The sequence below is a fragment of the Streptomyces sp. SD31 genome (genome assembly GCF_052068475.1).
Taxonomy (GTDB): Bacteria; Actinomycetota; Actinomycetes; order Streptomycetales; family Streptomycetaceae; genus Streptomyces.
On the sequence record NZ_JBQHCX010000004.1, the window covers coordinates 427,032 to 444,042 of the forward strand.

The 17,011-nt window shown below is 72.4% G+C and carries 3 protein-coding genes; all 3 read left to right on the top strand.

The genetic code is table 11. The annotated features are described in order from the left end of the window. Positions 1 to 43: 43 nt before the first annotated feature. The 3 genes from ACTMVF_RS11760 to ACTMVF_RS11770 all read left to right on the top strand — a co-directional run bounded on the left by ACTMVF_RS11760 (position 44) and on the right by ACTMVF_RS11770 (position 17,008). On the top strand, positions 44 to 1,396 hold the full coding sequence (locus tag ACTMVF_RS11760) for a lysine N(6)-hydroxylase/L-ornithine N(5)-oxygenase family protein (protein ID WP_441270888.1): 1,353 nt from the start codon (positions 44 to 46) through the stop codon (positions 1,394 to 1,396). A 105-nt stretch (positions 1,397 to 1,501) separates the two neighbouring features. Further along, positions 1,502 to 2,551 (top strand): iron-siderophore ABC transporter substrate-binding protein, encoded by a 1,050-nt coding sequence (locus tag ACTMVF_RS11765; RefSeq protein ID WP_441270889.1) that lies wholly within the window; start codon positions 1,502 to 1,504, stop codon positions 2,549 to 2,551. 180 nt (positions 2,552 to 2,731) lie between these two features. Continuing rightward, positions 2,732 to 17,008 (top strand): amino acid adenylation domain-containing protein, encoded by a 14,277-nt coding sequence (locus ACTMVF_RS11770; RefSeq protein WP_441270890.1) that lies wholly within the window; start codon positions 2,732 to 2,734, stop codon positions 17,006 to 17,008. The last annotated feature ends 3 nt before the right edge of the window (positions 17,009 to 17,011 follow it).

Consider the following 17,011-nt stretch of genomic DNA (forward strand, 5'->3'; position numbering starts at 1 on the left):
TCCCCACGCCTGACAGGCGGCTGCGCCGCACGATGGGAGTGACATGTCACAGGTTCTTCCTGATGACGCACCACCGGTCCACGACCTCATAGGCATCGGCTTCGGCCCGTCCAATGTCGCCATGGCGATCGCGCTCAGCGAGCACAACGCACGTGTCGACGGGCACAAGGCGGTCACCGCTCACTTCTTCGAGCAGCAACCGCGCTTCGGCTGGCACCGCGGCATGCTCATCGACGACGCGACCATGCAAGTGTCCTTCCTCAAGGACCTGGTGACGCTCCGCAACCCGGCCAGCGAGTACAGCTTCCTGTGCTACTTGCAGAGCAAGGGACGGCTGATCGACTTCATCAACCACAAGAACCTCTTCCCGCTGCGGGTGGAGTTCCACGACTACTTCGAGTGGGCGGCGGCCAAGGTCGACGACCTGGTCTCCTACGGCCACGAGGTCGTCGGCGTCACGCCCGTCGTCCGCGACGGAGAGGTGGAGTACCTGGACGTGACGGTCCGTTCGGCGGAGGGACTCGCGGTCCGCCGGGCGCGCAATCTCGTCATCGGCACCGGCCTGCGTCCCGTCATGCCCGAGGGTGTGGAGCGCGGCGACCGCGTCTGGCACAACTCCGAACTGCTGGCGAAGGTGGACGCCTTGGACGGCGCCGCTCCCTCCCGCTTCATCGTCGTGGGCGCCGGGCAGAGCGCCGCCGAGAACGTCGCCTACCTGCACCGGCGCTTCCCCGAGGCCGAGGTCTGCGCCGTCTTCTCCCGCTACGGCTACAGCCCCGCCGACGACAGCAGCTTCGCCAACCGGATCTTCGACCCCGTGGCGGTCGACGAGTTCTACTCCGCGCCGGAGAACGTCAAGCGCCGGCTGATGGACTACCACGGCAACACCAACTACTCCGTGGTGGACATCGATCTGATCGACGACCTGTACCGGCAGATGTACCAGGAGAAGGTCCTCGGCACCGAGCGGCTGCGCTTCCTCAATGTCTCCCGGCTGACCGGCGTCGAGCAGACGCAGGACAAGGTGCGTGCCACCGTCACGTCCCTCGTCACCGGCGAGGAATCGCCCCTGGACGCCGACGTCGTGGTCTTCGCCACCGGCTACAGCCCCGCCGACCCCGTCGGCCTCCTCGGCGAGGTCGCGGACCGCTGCCCGCGCGACGACGAGGGCCGCGTACGTGTCGAGCGCGACTACCGCGTCACCACCGACCCCGAGCTGCGCTGCGGCATCTACCTGCAGGGTGGCACGGAGCACACCCACGGCATCACATCGTCCCTGCTGTCCAATACGGCGATCAGGGTCGGCGAGATCCTGGACTCGATCCTCGACCGGAGCCTGAAGTCGGCCGCCGACGAGGCGCGTCCGGTCGCCGACGGGATCGGGACCGCCCGCTAGTTCACCCCACCGGTTCAGCCCCCCACACCGCCGTGCCCCGTCCGGTGGCCCCGCGCACCGGGCAGGCGTGGCAGCACTGTGAAATCCCCCGTGAAAGGAAAGCACGTGCCCACTGGTACACGCCCCGTGCTGGCGCGGTTCGCCAGATACGTCCCCAGGGCGGCCGTGGCCGCCGTCGCCGCGCTCGCCCTTACCGCCTGTGGGGGCGGGACCGACAACGCCTCGTCGGAGTCGACGTCTTCGGCCGAGGCGGGCAAGAACTCGTCGGCGTTCCCGGTCACGATCGAGCACAAGTACGGCAGCACGACCATCGACGAGGAACCCAAGAAGGTCGTCACGCTCGGCTTGTCGGACCAGGACGCGGTCCTGGCGCTCGGCGTCAAGCCGGTCGGGGCGGTGGACTGGTTCAAGGAGGACCCGTACGGCAAGTGGCCCTGGACCAAGGACAAATGGGGATCCGACCTGCCGGAGATCGTCGGTGAGCGCGACGAGTACAACATGGAGAAGATCGCGGCCCTGAAGCCGGATCTGATCATCGCCCAGTACTCGGGTATGAAGAAGGAGCAGTACGACACCCTCTCCAAGATCGCCAAGGTCGTCGCCCAGCCCAAGGAGTACGCCGACTACGGGGCGCCCTGGGAGGTGATGACCAAGCAGATCGGCAAGTCGCTGGGCAAGGAGACCGAGACCGAGAAGCTGATCTCGGACATCGACGCGAAGTTCAAGGCTGTCCGGGACGAGCACCCGGAATGGGCCAGGACGACGCTCTCCGTGGCCGACAGCTTCGAGGCCGGCAAGTATTCGGCGTTCACGAAGACCGACCCCAAGTCGATCTTCTTCAACGAACTCGGCTTCAAGCTGAAGCCCGAGATCGACAAACTGGCCAAGCCGGGCTGGAACGTCGCCGAACTCAGCGCCGAGAAGCTGAACGTGCTCGACGTCGACCGCCTCGTCTGGGTCACCTCCAGCACCGACGCGAACGACCGCATCAAGGCCGAGCCGCTGTACAAGAAGCTGAAGGTCCACCAGGACAAGCGCGACCTGTTCGTGCCCTACCAGGACCCGGACATCGGGGCTGCGTTCTCCTTCAACACGGTTCTGTCGATTCCGTACGCCATCGACGAGATCGTGCCCCTGCTGGAGAAGATCAAGTAACGACCGTCCTGTGACGAACCCGGGCGCCGAGGCAGCCCCTCGGCGCCCGCGCAGCGACCGATCCCGTCGCCTGCGCATCGTGCTGCCGGCGATCCGCGAGGCGGTGTGTCCCGCCCCCCACCGCCGTACGACTGCCTACTGATCCCACCGACGTACCACCAGGGAAGGGCTGCTCCGAAGATGTCTGACGCCGAGTCCGACCGGACGTCCGCTGCCGGGATACCCGTCACCGGTGGGCAATCCGGCATCTGGCTTGCCCAGCAGATCGAGCCGGACAGCACGGCCTACAACATCTCCTTCGTCCTGGAGTTGCGCGGCGACGTCGACCAGGCCCGTCTGGCGTCCGCCGTGCGGCAGGCCGTCGAGGAGACCGAGGCCCTGCACATCCGCGTCGCAGCCGAGGGCGACGCCCCGCGGCAGACCGTCGCGCGGCTCCCCTTCGACGTGCCGGTCCTCGATCTGCGGGGAGAGGCCGATCCGGATCATGCCGCTGCTGAGTGGATGGCGGCCGACCGGGACCGGCCCGTCGACCTTGCGGCCGGTCCACTGTTCGCTCAGGCGGTGCTTCGCGTCGACGACGACCACGTGCTGTGGTACCAGCGTTACCACCACATCGTCGTCGACGGCATGGGCGTTGCGCTCATCACCCGCCGGGCCGGCGAGTTCTACACCGCCGGCGAGGACGCTCCCGCCACCTCCGACCGGTCGCTGTCCAGCCTGGTCGCCGCCGATCAGGCGTACCGCGCGTCCGAGCAGCACGAGGCGGACCGTGCCTACTGGCTGCACCGGATGGCCGGCCGCCAGGAGCCCGTACGCCTCGTCGAGCGCGCGCCCGCACTGATGACACGGCGCCTGAGGCGTACCGCGGAGCTTTCCCACCAGGACACCGCCGCGCTGGGCGCAGCCGCCCAGGAGGCCGGCGTACGGACATCCCGCCTCCTCGTGGCAGCCGTGGCCGCCTACCTGCACCGGGTCAGCGGCGAGCGGGACCTCGTACTCGGCCTGCCGGTCGCCGCCCGCCAGGACGACGTGTCGATGGCCGTCCCCGGCATGGTGTCCAACATCGTCCCGCTGCGCGTGTCCGTCCGACCCGCCACGACCGGTGCCGAGCTCGTGGACGACGTGGCCCGCGCGATCGCCGAGGCGGTCGCACACGGGCGGTACCGCGCGGAGGACCTGGCCCGGGAGCTGAGCCTGGCCGACGGTGTACCGGAGCTGGTCGGGCCGACGGTCAACATCCTTCCGCGTTCCGAGGACCTCTGCTTCGGGGATCACAGCACCGAACTCCACCCGGCCTGGCTCGGCCCGGTCAGTGACCTGGCCTTCAGCTTCGCGGAGTCCCGGGGGCGCCGCGGCATCCGGATTCATCTCGACGCGGATGCGGATGTCTGCGACGAACGGACGCTGCGCGACCACGAGCGCCGCTTCCTGCGGCTGCTGCATTCGCTGGCCGAGGATCTCGACGGCCCCGTCGGCCACATGGAAGTCACCTCCGACACCGAACGCGCCCGACTGCTCGCGGAGTTCGGCGTCTCACCACGCGAGGTGCCGGAGCTGTCCTGGCCCGCCGCGTTCGAGCGGCAGGTGCGCCGCTCGCCCGACGCCATCGCGCTCGTGTGCGAGGACCGGGAGCTGACCTACGCCGAACTGAACGCCGCCGCCAACCGGCTGGCCCGCCTCCTGGCCGCCCGCGGAGTGTCCGCCGAGGACGTCGTCGCCGTGGCCCTGCCCCGCTCGCCCGAACTCGTCGTCGCCCTGCTCGCGGTGATGAAGGCCGGGGCCGCCTATCTGCCGCTGGACGCCGACCACCCCCAGGACCGCATCGCCTACATGCTGTCCGACGCCGGTACCCGGACCGTCATCACCGTGCGCGACCTCGCCGGTGAACTTCCCGAGACTCCGGCAGTCGCGCACGTACTGCTCGACGACCCGGCCACGGCGGACGAGTACGCCGCGCTCGACGGCACGGACCTCGGCCTGCCGATCGCCCTGGACCGGGCCGCGTACGTCATCTACACCTCTGGTTCCACCGGCCGCCCCAAGGGCGTCGTCGTCACCCATGACGGGGTCGGCAGCCTGATCGCCACGGCCACCGACCGGATCGGCATCGACGCCACCAGCCGGGTTGTGCAGTTCGCGTCCGTCGGCTTCGATGTGACCGTCTGGGACCTGATCATGTCCCTGTGCGTGGGCGGCCGGATCATCGTCGTTCCTGCCGAGCGCCGGGTCGCCGGGCCGGCCCTGACCGAGTACATCGCACGGCACCGGGCCACCCACATGATCCTGCCGCCGTCGCTCGTCTCGGCGCTGCCGCAGGACTGCGAGCTGCCCGAGGGCGCCGTCCTCGTCGTCGGTACCGAGGCGGTGCCGAGCGAGCTGATCGCCCGCTGGTCCGGGCGGCTGCAGGTCGTCGTTGCCTACGGCCTCACCGAGGCGACGGTCAACTCCACGCTGTGGCGCGCGGATCCGGACCGGCCAGGGCCGGCGCCCATCGGCCGGCCCGACCCCAACACCCGCGCCTATGTGCTCGACTCGGCCCTGCGCCCCGTGCCCGTGGGTGCCGAGGGCGAGTTGTACGTGGGCGGGCGTGGGCTTGCCCGCGGCTACCTGGGGAAGGCCGGGTTGACCTCGGAGCGGTTCGTGGCCGACCCGTTCGGCACGCCGGGGGACCGGATGTACCGCACCGGCGACCGCGTCCGCTGGGACGCCGACGGCAACCTGGAGTTCCTGGGCCGGGCGGACGGCCAGATCAAGATCCGCGGCCACCGCATCGAACCGGGCGAGGTCGAGAGCGCGTTCATGGGCTGCTCGGGCATCGCCCAGGCGGCCGTACTCGTGCGTGACGACCACCGGGGTGTCAAGCGCCTCGTCGCCTACCTCGTCGCGGAGGCGTACGGCGCGGATGCCGACGCCGCCGTGACGGCCGCGCGCGCCCAAGTCGCGGACGCCCTGCCGGACTTCATGGTGCCGTCCGCCGTCGTCGTCCTCGACGGGCCGCTCCCGCTGACGCCCAACGGAAAGCTCGACAGCCGGGCCCTGCCCGCACCCCAGTGGGCCGCCATGAGCGGATCCGACGCGCCGGCCACCCCGGCCGAGACCGCGCTCGCCGCGCTCTTCGCGGAGGTTCTGGGGCTGCCATCGGTGGGCGTCCACGACAGCTTCTTCGAGCTGGGCGGTGACAGCATCGTCGCGATCCAGCTGGTGAACCGGGCCCGCGAGGCCGGACTGGCGATCACCCCGCGCGACGTCTTCCGGCAACGGACCGTGGCGGCGCTCGCCCGAACCGCCGGCCAAGCCGCGCCCGTCACGGCCCCGGTGGCCCCCGTGGACCTCGACGCGGACGCCCTGCCGGTCTCCCCGCTCCAGGAGGGCTTCTTCTTCCACGCGCAGTTCGACGAGGAGGCCGCCGACCTGTACGTGGTGCGGGAACTCCTCGACCTCGCGGGCCCCGTGGACCCGGACCGGCTGCGCCAGGCCCTGCAACTGCTGCTCGACCGGCACGCGTTGCTGCGCGCCTCGTTCCGCCAGTTGCCCGGCGGCGAGGTCGTCCAGCGGCTCGCGGAGCAGGTGACCCTGCCCTGGCGGGAGGCCGACACCTCCGAGACCGGGCTGGACGGGCTGCTGGCGGCAGATCGCGCCGAGCGGTTCGACCTCGCCAGGCCGCCGCTGCTACGGGCCACCCTGATCCGTGACGGCCGACGCCACCGGCTCCTGCTCACCCTGCACCACATCATCGCCGACGGCTGGTCGGTCTCCGTCCTGCTGCGCGAACTCCTCGCCGCGTACCGAGGTGAGGAGTTGCCGGCGCCGGTCACCCCGCACCCGTACCTGGCCTGGCTGGCCGGCCGGGACCGCGACAGCGCGCGCGAGGCGTGGCGGCAGGCCCTGTCCGGCCTGGAGGAGCCGACCCGCCTGCCCGAGCTCTCCACCGCCGCGGGTGACCAGCAGGCCGCCCGGCCGGAGCACGTGGACACGCTGCTGCCGGAGCGGCTCACCGCCGACCTGACCTCTTGGGCCCGGACCCACGGCCTCACCCTCAGCACCGTCGTCCACGGCCTGTGGGGTCTGCTGATCGGAGGCCTGACGGGCAGTCAGGACGTGGTGTTCGGCACCACGGTGTCCGGGCGGACCACTGAGGTCGGCGGGCTCGATTCCGCCGTGGGCCTGTTCATCAACACGATCCCCGCCCGCGTACGGCTGCGGGCCGGCGAGTCGCTCACCGAGCTGCTGCGGCGCGTCCAGGACGAGCACACCGCGCTCCTGGACCACCAGCACCTCGGCCTCGCCGACATCCAGCGGACCGCGGGCGGCGGCGAACTCTTCGACACCCTGGTCGTGTTCGAGAACCACCCGACCGCCTACCGGTCGGCCGACCAGGACTCCGGCGCGCTGCGCATCACCGGCACCGAGGTGCTCGACGCCGTCCACTACCCGCTCGCGCTCGTCGTCGAGCCCGAAGGCGGCCGTATCCGACTGCGGTTCAAGCACGACGCGGCACGCCACGACCAGCTGACCGTGGCCGTGCTCGCCCACCGGGTCGTGGCGCTGCTGGAGACCCTGGTGTCCGAGCCCGGCCGCCCGGTGGCCCGGACCGGCCTGCTGTCCGAGCGGGAGCGGGAGCGTCTCGCCGAGCTGAACGCCACCGCGCGACCGGTCCCCGACGCGACCCTCGCCTCGCTCATCGCCGACCGGGTGGCGCGGTCCCCGCACGCCACCGCGGTGGTCTTCGAGGGCACCTCGCTGACCTACGCCGAGCTCGACCGGCGTGCCGAGGTGCTCGCCCGCAGGCTCCGCGCGCGCGGCGCGGGCCCGGAGGAGTTCGTCGCGGTCGCTGTGCCGCGCTCGGCGGAGCTGATGGTCGCGCTGCTGGGCGTCCTGAAGGCGGGCGCCGCCTATCTGCCGGTCGACCTCGACTACCCCGCCGAGCGGGTCGCGTTCATGCTCGGCGACTGCGGGGCGCGGACCGTCGTGACCACTGCCGAGGCGGCCGGGCGCCTGCCCGAGGTGCCGGGCCTCGAGCGCCTGGTGGTCGGGCACGACGAGAACGTCCCCGACACGCCGGGGGAGTCGGCCCGTCCTGACCACCCCGCGTACCTGATCTACACCTCCGGCTCCACGGGCCGCCCCAAGGGCGTCGTGGTCACGCACGGGGCCATCGTCAACCGGCTCGCCTGGATGCAGGGCGAATACGGGCTTGCCTCGGACGACCGGGTGCTGCAGAAGACGCCGGCGAGCTTCGACGTGTCGGTGTGGGAGTTCTTCTGGGCCTTGGCCGAGGGCGCCACCGTCGTCCTCGCCCGCCCCGACGGCCACCGGGACCCGGCCTACCTGGCCGAGCTGATCCGCGCCGAGCGGATCACGACGATGCACTTCGTGCCGTCGATGCTGGCCGCGTTCCTCCACGTCATGGAGGCCGATACGGGCAGGCAGGACTGGGCGGCGAGCCTGCGCCGGGTCTTCTGCAGCGGAGAGGCGCTCACCGGCCCGGACGCCCGGCGCTGGCGAGAGCTGACCGCCGGCTCCGGGCGCGGCGCCCCCGTGCCCCTGCACAACCTCTACGGCCCCACCGAGGCGGCCGTGGACGTGACGTACTTCCCCTACGAGGGCGGTGACGAACTCGCCGTACCGATCGGCCGGCCCGTGTGGAACACCCGGCTGTACGTGCTCGATGCCTTCCTGCGCCCCGTCCCCGACGGCGTCCCCGGCGAGCTCTACCTTGCCGGCGTCCAGCTGGCCCGCGCCTACCACGACCGGCCGGGGCTGACCGCCGAGCGGTTCGTCGCCGACCCGTTCGGGGCGCCGGGGGAGCGCATGTACCGCACCGGGGATCTGGTCCGGCGCCGCGCCGACGGGGCCGTCGAGTACCTCGGGCGCACCGACCGCCAGGTCAAGATCCGCGGCAACCGGATCGAGCTGGGCGAGATCGAGGCGGCCCTGTCGGGCCTGCCCGGGGTCGCCCGCGCGGCCGTGATCGTCCGCGACGGCGTCCTCGTCGGCTACGCCGTTCCCGAGCCCGGCACCGACGCGTTGGACACCGACGCCCTGCACGCGGCGCTCGCCGACGTGCTGCCCGCGACGATGGTGCCGTTCGCCGTGGTGGCCCTCGACGAGCTGCCGCTCACGCCCAGCGGCAAGCTCGACCAGAACGCCCTGCCCTCGCCCTCCCTAGCCCCTGGGGCCGGCGGACGCCCGCCGCGCGACGAGCGGGAGCGCGCCCTGTGCGAGATCTTCACCGCCGTCCTCGGCCTGCCGGGGATCGGCGCCGACGACGACTTCTTCGTGCTCGGCGGCGACAGCCTCACCTCGATCGCCGTCGCCACCCAAGCCCGGGAGAGGGGACTGACGATCAGCCCGCGCGACGTTTTCGAAGGCCGGACGCCCGCCGCACTCGCGGCCATCGCCGGACAGGCGGACTCCGAGGAAACCCGGAGCGACGCGCCGCAGGCCTCCGCCGTGACCGTCCGGGCCGCCGACGCAGGGCAGGCCGCGGTGGCCCTCCAGGCGATGCTGGCCCAGCAGGAGCAGTCCGGCGCGGCGGTCGACCCCGCCCTGCGGGCGCTCCTCGACCAGCTGACCGCCGCGGCCGGCACACCGCAGGAGGAGCCGTCGGCCCCCGCCCCGCTCGGCGGCCTGCAGCTCACGCCGGAGGAGACCGGGAGCATCGAGGCCACCGCCGGGCTGCCGCTCGCGGACGTCTGGCCGCTGTCCCCGCTCCAGGAAGGCATGTACTTCCACGCCACCTACGACACGGGCGACGCCCTCGACGTCTACCTCTCCCAGGAGACCTTGGACTTCGACCACCGCGTCGACGCCGACCGGCTGCGGGCCGCCTGCCGAACGCTGCTGGACCGCAACACCAGCCTGCGCGCCGGATTCCTCAGCGACGGCCTGTCCCGTCCGGTGCAGTTCATCGTGGACGGCGCCGAGATCCCGCTCGTGGAGGAGGACCTGTCCGGGCTGCCCGCCGACGAGCAGCGAACCCGGACCGAGGAACTTCTCGCGGCCGACCGCCGGCAGCGCTTCGACCTGACCGCACCGCCGCTCGCCCGTCTGCTGCTCATCCGGCTCGGCGACGGCCGCGACCGGCTGGTCGTCACCCACCACCTCATCCTGTGGGACGGCTGGTCCGCATGGCTGTTCCTGGAGGAGCTGTTCACGCTGTACGAGCGGGCCGGCGACGCCACCGGTCTCCCGCAGCCCGGCTCCTACCGTGACTACCTGGCCTGGCTGGACCAGCAGGACACCGAAGCGGCGATCGACGCGTGGCGCCGGACGCTCTCCGGCTTCGACGAGCCGACCCTGGTGGCCCCCACCGGCCGCGACACCGGACCGGTGATCCCGGCCGACTTCGACGCGCTGCTCACGCAGGAGACCAGCGATCGGCTGCGCATCGCCGTACGACGGCACGGGATCACCCTGAACACCGTGCTGAACGCCGCCTGGGGCCTGGTGCTCTCGGCCATGACGGGCCGCGGTGACGTCGCCTTCGGCACGGCGGTGGCCGGACGCCCCGCGGACGTGCCGGACGTCGCCGGCATCATCGGCATGTTCCTCAACACCATCCCGGCCCGCGTGGCCTTCGCCCCGGACGAGCCCCTGCTCGACCTGCTGCGGCGGATGCAGTCCGAGCGCGCCGCCGTGATGCCGTACGAGTACGTCGGCCTCGGCACCCTCCAGCAGGAGACCGGCCACCGTCGCCTCTTCGACACCCTCTTCGTGCTCCGCTCGGCCGACGGCGAGGAACGGGCGGCCGAGCTGCGGCAGCGGCACGGCATCACCGACGTGTCGAACGTGGACGGCACCCACTTCCCGCTCACCCTCATCGTCACGCCGGAGACCCGGCTACGGGTGACCCTGGCGGCCAGGCCCGACCTGTTCGACGCCGAGGACGCGACCACGATCCTCACCCGGTTCACGACCATCCTGGAGCGCCTGGCCGAGACCCTGGCCGACCCGGCCGCCGCCTCCGCCCGCACGGTCGGCGTCGACCTGCTCCTGCCCGGCGAGCGCGCAGCCCTGGTCGCGGGCTGGGAGACCACCCGTGACCCGGTGCCGAACGAGACCATCGCCGACCTGCTCACCGCCCAGGTCGCCCGTACCCCGGACGCGGTGGCCCTGGTCTTCGGCGAACGCGCCCTCACCTACGCGGAGTTGGACGCGCACATCAACCGGCTGGCCCGGCTGCTGCTCGCCCGAGGCGCCGGCCCGGAGAAGGTCGTCGCCCTCGCGCTGCCCCGGTCCATCGACATGGTGGCCGCGCTGTTCGCCGTGCTGCGCACGGGAGCCGCCTACCTGCCGCTGGACCTCGACCACCCGGCCGACCGGCTGCGGCTGATGGCCGAGGACACCGGTCCGCTGTGCCTGGTGTCCACCACCGCCGTCGCCCCCACGCTGCGCGGCGAGGCGGGCCCCGTCGCGCCCGAACTCCTCCTGGACGACGCGTCGGTGGCCGCCGAGCTGGCCGCCCTCCCCGGCGGGGAGATCACCGACACCGAGCGCCCGGCCTTCGCGCACGACATACCCGACCGCCTGGAGTACCCGGCATACGTCATCTACACCTCCGGCTCCACCGGCCGCCCCAAGGGCGTCGTCACCCCATACCGGGGTCTGACGAACATGCAGCTCAACCACCAGAAGGAGATCTTCGACCCGGCCATCGCCTCGGCGGGCGGACGGCGGCTGCGCATCGCCCACACCGTCTCCTTCGCCTTTGACATGTCCTGGGAAGAGCTGCTCTGGCTCGTCGAGGGCCACGAGGTGCACGTCTGCGACGAGGAACTGCGCCGCGACGCCGAGGCCCTGGTCGCCTACTGCGACCGGCACCGCGTCGACGTGGTCAACGTGACGCCCACGTATGCCCAGTTGCTCATCGAGGAAGGCCTGCTCGACCGCGACGAGACCGCGGGCAGGCACCGGCCCGCCCTGGTCCTGCTCGGCGGCGAGGCCGTGTCCGATGCGGTGTGGAGCACGCTGCGCCGCACCGAGGGCGTCTACGGCTACAACCTGTACGGACCGACCGAGTACACGATCAACACCCTCGGCGGTTCCACCACCGACAGCGCGACCTCGACCGTCGGCCTGCCCATCCGCAACACCCGGGCGTACGTGCTCGACACGATGCTCCGCCCGGTCCCGCCGGGCTGCCCCGGCGAGCTGTACATCGCCGGCACCGGCCTGGCCCGCGGCTACCACGACCGACCCGGCCTGACCGCCGAGCGGTTCGTCGCCGACCCGTTCGGCGAGCCGGGCGAGCGCATGTACCGCACGGGCGACCTCGTACGGCAGCGGCCGGACGGCCTGCTGGACTTCCTCGGCCGCACGGACGACCAGGTCAAGATCCGCGGCTACCGGATCGAACTGGGCGAGATCTCCACCGCCCTGTCCACGCACCCGGAGGTGGCACACGCCGCGGTCGTCGTGGCGGAGACCGCCGGGACGAAGCGCCTGGTGGGGTACGTCGTGCCGGAGGACGGTCCCGGGGCGGGGGAGGACCTGCTCCAGCGGCTGCGCGACCACCTGAAGGCCGGCCTGCCGGACTACATGGTGCCGTCCGCGCTGGTCCCCGTGGCGACGCTGCCGCTCACCGTCAACGGCAAGCTGGACGTCAAGGCGCTGCCGGACCCGGCCCTCTTCACCCATTCAAGGGGCGGCGGCACGGGCACCAGTCGTCCGCCGCGCACGCCGCAGGAGGAGACGCTCTGCGCGCTCTTCGCCGAGGCGCTCGGGCTGCCCGAGGGCAGCGTCGGCATCGACAGCGACTTCTTCGAGCTGGGCGGTCACTCGCTGCTGGCGACCCGGCTGATCAGCCGGGCCCGCACTGCGCTGGACGCCGAGCTGGCGATCCGGGACCTGTTCGAGGCGCCCACGGTCGCGGAGCTGGTGGCGCGCGCCGCCCGCTCCGGTGGCGCGGCCCGCCCGGCGCTGACGGCCGGGGAGCGGCCCGACGAGCTGCCGCTGTCCCACGCCCAGCAGCGGCTGTGGGTCATCCAGCAGATCGAGTGCACCTCGGCCGCGTACAACTTCCCGTTGGTCATGCGGCTGCGCGGTGCCCTCCACGTGGACGCGTGGGGCGCGGCGCTGGCCGATGTGACGGCCCGTCACGAGGCGCTGCGCACGGTCTTCGTCGAGCGCGACGGCCAGGTGTTCCAGCGTGTCCTGCCGGCCGAGGAGGCCCGCCCGGTGGTGGAGCGCGTCCGTGCCACCGAGGACGAGGTGCCCGGCATCGTCGACGCCGCCGTCAACCGGCCGTTCGACCTGGCCACCGAACTGCCGCTGCGCGCCACGATCGTGGAGCTGGCGCCCGAGGACCACGTCGTCGTCCTGCTGCTGCACCACATCACGACCGACGAGTGGTCGGACCGGCCGTTCCTGCGCGACCTGGCCACCGCCTACGCCGCGCGCCTCGACACCGGCGAGGCCCCCGACCGGGAGCCGCTGCCCGTCCAGTACGCCGACTACGCGCTGTGGCAGCAGCGGCTGCTCGGCGACCCCGCCGACCCGGACAGCCTGGCCGCCCGGCAGCTGGAGTACTGGCGTACGACGCTGGACGGCGCCCCCGAGGAACTGGACCTGCCCACGGACCGGCCCCGCCCCGCACGCCCGGCGTTCTCCGGTGCCGAGCTGGACATCGCCTTCGACGCCGACGTGCACGACGGACTCAAGCGGCTCGCCCGGGAGACCGGCGCCAGCATGTTCATGGTGGTGCACGCGGTCGTCGCCGCCCTGCTGCACCGCATGGGCGCCGGTACGGACATCCCTCTCGGCGCCCCCATCGCGGGACGCGGTGACGAGGCGCTGGACGACCTGGTCGGCTTCTTCGTCAACACGCTGGTGCTGCGCGCCGACCTCGGTGGCGACCCGAGCTTCAGCGAGCTGCTCGCCCGCGTCCGGGAGACCGACCTGGCCGCGTTCTCCCACGCCGACGTGCCGTTCGAGTCGGTCGTGGAGAAGCTCAACCCGACCCGGTCACTCTCCCGCAACCCGCTGTTCCAGGCGATGGTCGGCTACCACGCCCGCACTGACGACCTACTGGAACTGCCCGGTCTGCAAGCGGAGTACGTGCCGTTCCGGACCGGCTCCGCCAAGTTCGACCTGGTGTTCAGCTTCACCGAGCGCCTGGCCGCCGACGGGGACAGCGGCTCGCTCGCCTGCCGTCTGGAGTTCGCCACCGAGCTGTTCGACCAGGAGACCGCCGAGCGGATCGGCGATCGGCTCCGCCGGCTCGTCGCCGCCCTGGTTGCCGCACCCGAACGGCCCGTCTCACAGGCGGAGATCCTCGCCGCCGACGAGCGGCACCTGGTCCTGGAGGGTTTCAACGCCACCGCACGGGACGTGGACGAGGCATCCCTGCCCGACCTGTTCGCCCAGCGGCTGGCCGAACGCCCCGACGCGGTCGCCGTCGTCGAGCGTTCCAGGTCGGTCACGTACGCCCAGTTGGACGCCCGCTCCCACCGTGTCGCCCGGCTCCTCGCCGAGCAGGGCGTCGGCGCCGAGAGCGTGGTCGGGGTGGCCGTCCCGCGCTCGGTCGACATGGTGGCCACCGTGCTCGCCGCGCTGAGGCTGGGCGCCGCCTTCTTGCCGCTCGACCTGGCCCACCCCGCCGACCGCCTCGCGTACATGATCGAGGACTCGGGGGCGGCCCTCGTGGTCGGCACCGAGCAGGTGGCGGGGAAGATCCCCGAGGTGGCGGGCGTGCCGGTGGTGCTGCTCGACGCCCCGGAGACGGTCACCGAGCTGGACGCGCTGCCGGACGTGCCCGTGGGCGGCGGTCCGGTCGCCCTGGACCAGGCCGCGTACGTGATCTACACCTCCGGCTCGACCGGCCGCCCCAAGGGCGTCGTCGTCCCGCACGAGGGCATCGCCAGCCTGGTCGCCACCGCCGTCGACCGCATGGGCCTGCAACGCGACAGCCGGGTCCTGCAGTTCGCCTCCATCGGCTTCGACGTGTTCGTCTTCGAACTGTCGATGGCGCTGTGCCACGGTGGCCGGCTCGTCCTCATCACCGACGAGGCACGGGTCGCCGGACCGGCGCTCACCGACTTCCTCGCGGACCAGCGCATCACCCACATGATCCTGCCGCCCTCCCTCGTCTCGGCGCTGCCGCCCGGCTGTGAACTGCCCGAGGGCTCGACCGTCCTGGTCGGCACCGAGACGGTGCCGCCGGACCTGTTCGAACGCTTCGGCGCCACGGCCCACCTGATCTGCGCGTACGGGCTCACCGAGGCGACGGTCAACTCCACGCTGTGGCCCTCCTGGGAGCACGGCGGGCGCCCCGCCGGCCGGGTACCCATCGGACGCCCCGACCCCAACACCCGCGCCTACGTCCTCGACGAGCACCTGCGCCCGGTGCCGCCCGGTGTGGCGGGCGAACTGTACGTCTGCGGACGGGGCCTCGCCCGCGGCTACCTCGGCAAGGCCGCCCTGACATCGGAGCGGTTCGTCGCCGACCCGTACGGCCCGCCCGGCAGCCGGATGTACCGCACTGGCGACCGCGCCTGCTGGCGCACGGACGGCAACCTCGACTTCCTCGGCCGGGTCGACACCCAGGTGAAGGTGCGCGGCTTCCGCATCGAGCTCGGGGAGATCGAGGCGGCGCTGGCCGGACATCCGTCGGTCGCCCAGGCCACCGTGGTGCCCGACCGCGACGGAGACATCGTCCGCCTCGTCGGCTATGCCGTGCCCGAGGCCGGAGAGGACCTCGACCCGCAGACGCTGCGTGCCCATGTCGCCGGGCTGCTGCCCGAGTACATGGTCCCGGCCCTGCTCGTACCGCTGGACGGCCCGCTGCCGCTGACCCCGAACGGCAAGCTGGACCGCAAGGCGCTGCCCGTACCGGACTGGTCGGCGATGACCGGGGACGCCCACCCGACCACGCGGACGCAGGCCCGCCTGGCCGAACTCTTCGGCGAGATCCTGAAGTTGGACGGCGTCGGCGTACACGACAACTTCTTCGCGCTCGGCGGCCACTCCATGGCCGCGATGCGGCTCCTGGGCCGTATCCGCGCGGAGTTCGGGGCCGAGTTGAGCATCCGGGACGTCTTCGACGCGCTCACCGTCGCCGGCATCGCGGCCAAGCTCGACGGGGCGGCGGCCGCCCGGCCCGCCCTGCGCCCCGCCGGGGGCGACCGCACGGAGGGCACCGTCACGCCCGTCGCACCGGTCCAGCAGTGGCAGTGGGAGGCGCACCGGCGCCGTCCCGGCTTCGACCACGCACTGGTGCTGCGCTCGCCGGGCGGGCTGGAGGCGGACGCGCTCGCGGCAGCGCTGGCCGATGTGGTGGCGCGACATGAGCCGCTGCGGACGGCGTTCATCGAGCGGGACGGCACGGTGTACCGGCAGGCCGCCCAGCCGCCGGCCCTGGCCGTGGAGCGGTGTGCCGACCTCGACGCCCGGCCGGCCGAACTCGCCTGCCAGGCACCGGACCTGGGGCAGGAGGCGCCCGTGCGGGCCCGGCTGCTCACCGCCGAGGACGGAACCCAGGCGGTCCTGCTGACCATGCACTATCTCGCGGTGGACGAATGGTCGGTGGTGCCCCTGTTCCGCGACCTGACCACCGCCTACGCGGCCCGTACGCAGGGCCGCGCACCCCGGTGGGAGCCGTTGCCGGTGACGTACACCGACTACGTCCACTGGGCCCGCGAGGTGCTCGGCGACCTCACCGACCCCGACAGCCGGGGCGGACAGCAACTCGCCTACTGGCGGCAGGCCCTCAGGGACGTCCCGCGCGAGCTGGCACTGCCCGCGGACCGGCCGCGCCCCGCCGCACGTGACGTCTCGGGCTCGGCCGCCGCCCACGTCGGCTTCGTCCTCGACGAGGAACTGCACGCGGCCGTGGACCGGCTCGCCCAGGCGACCGGCACCAGCATGTTCATGGTGCTGCACTCGGCCCTGGCAGCCCTGCTCACCGCCCACGGCTCGGGCACGGATCTGCCCATCGGCACCATGGTCGCCGGCCGGACCGACGACCGGCTCGCCGACCTGGTCGGCTGCTTCTTCAACACGGTCGTGCTGCGCACCGACACGGCGGGCGACCCCACCTTCGCCGAACTGCTGGCCCGCGTACGGGAGACGACGCTCAGCGCCCTGGACCGGCAGGACGTCCCGTTCGACGCGGTCGTCCGCGCGACCGGCCTGCCAGCGCAGGGACCGCAGGTCATGGTGATCCACCACGAACAGGCGGACCTGGAGCGGCTGGAGGGCGGCATGGGCTCGCTCCAGGCCGTACCCACCGGCTCGGCGCGCGCGGAGCTGACCCTCAGCTTCTACGAGCCGCGGGGCGACGGTCCGGTGCACTGCGGGCTGATCCACGCCACCGACCTGCTCGGCACCGCCAAGGCACGGCGGCTCGCCGACGAACTTCAGGCCCTGCTGCGCAGCGCGGCAGCCGATCCGGAGCAGCCCCTCTCGGAGCTGTTCCCCGTGACGTCCACCACGTCCGTATCGTCCGATCAGGAGTGACAA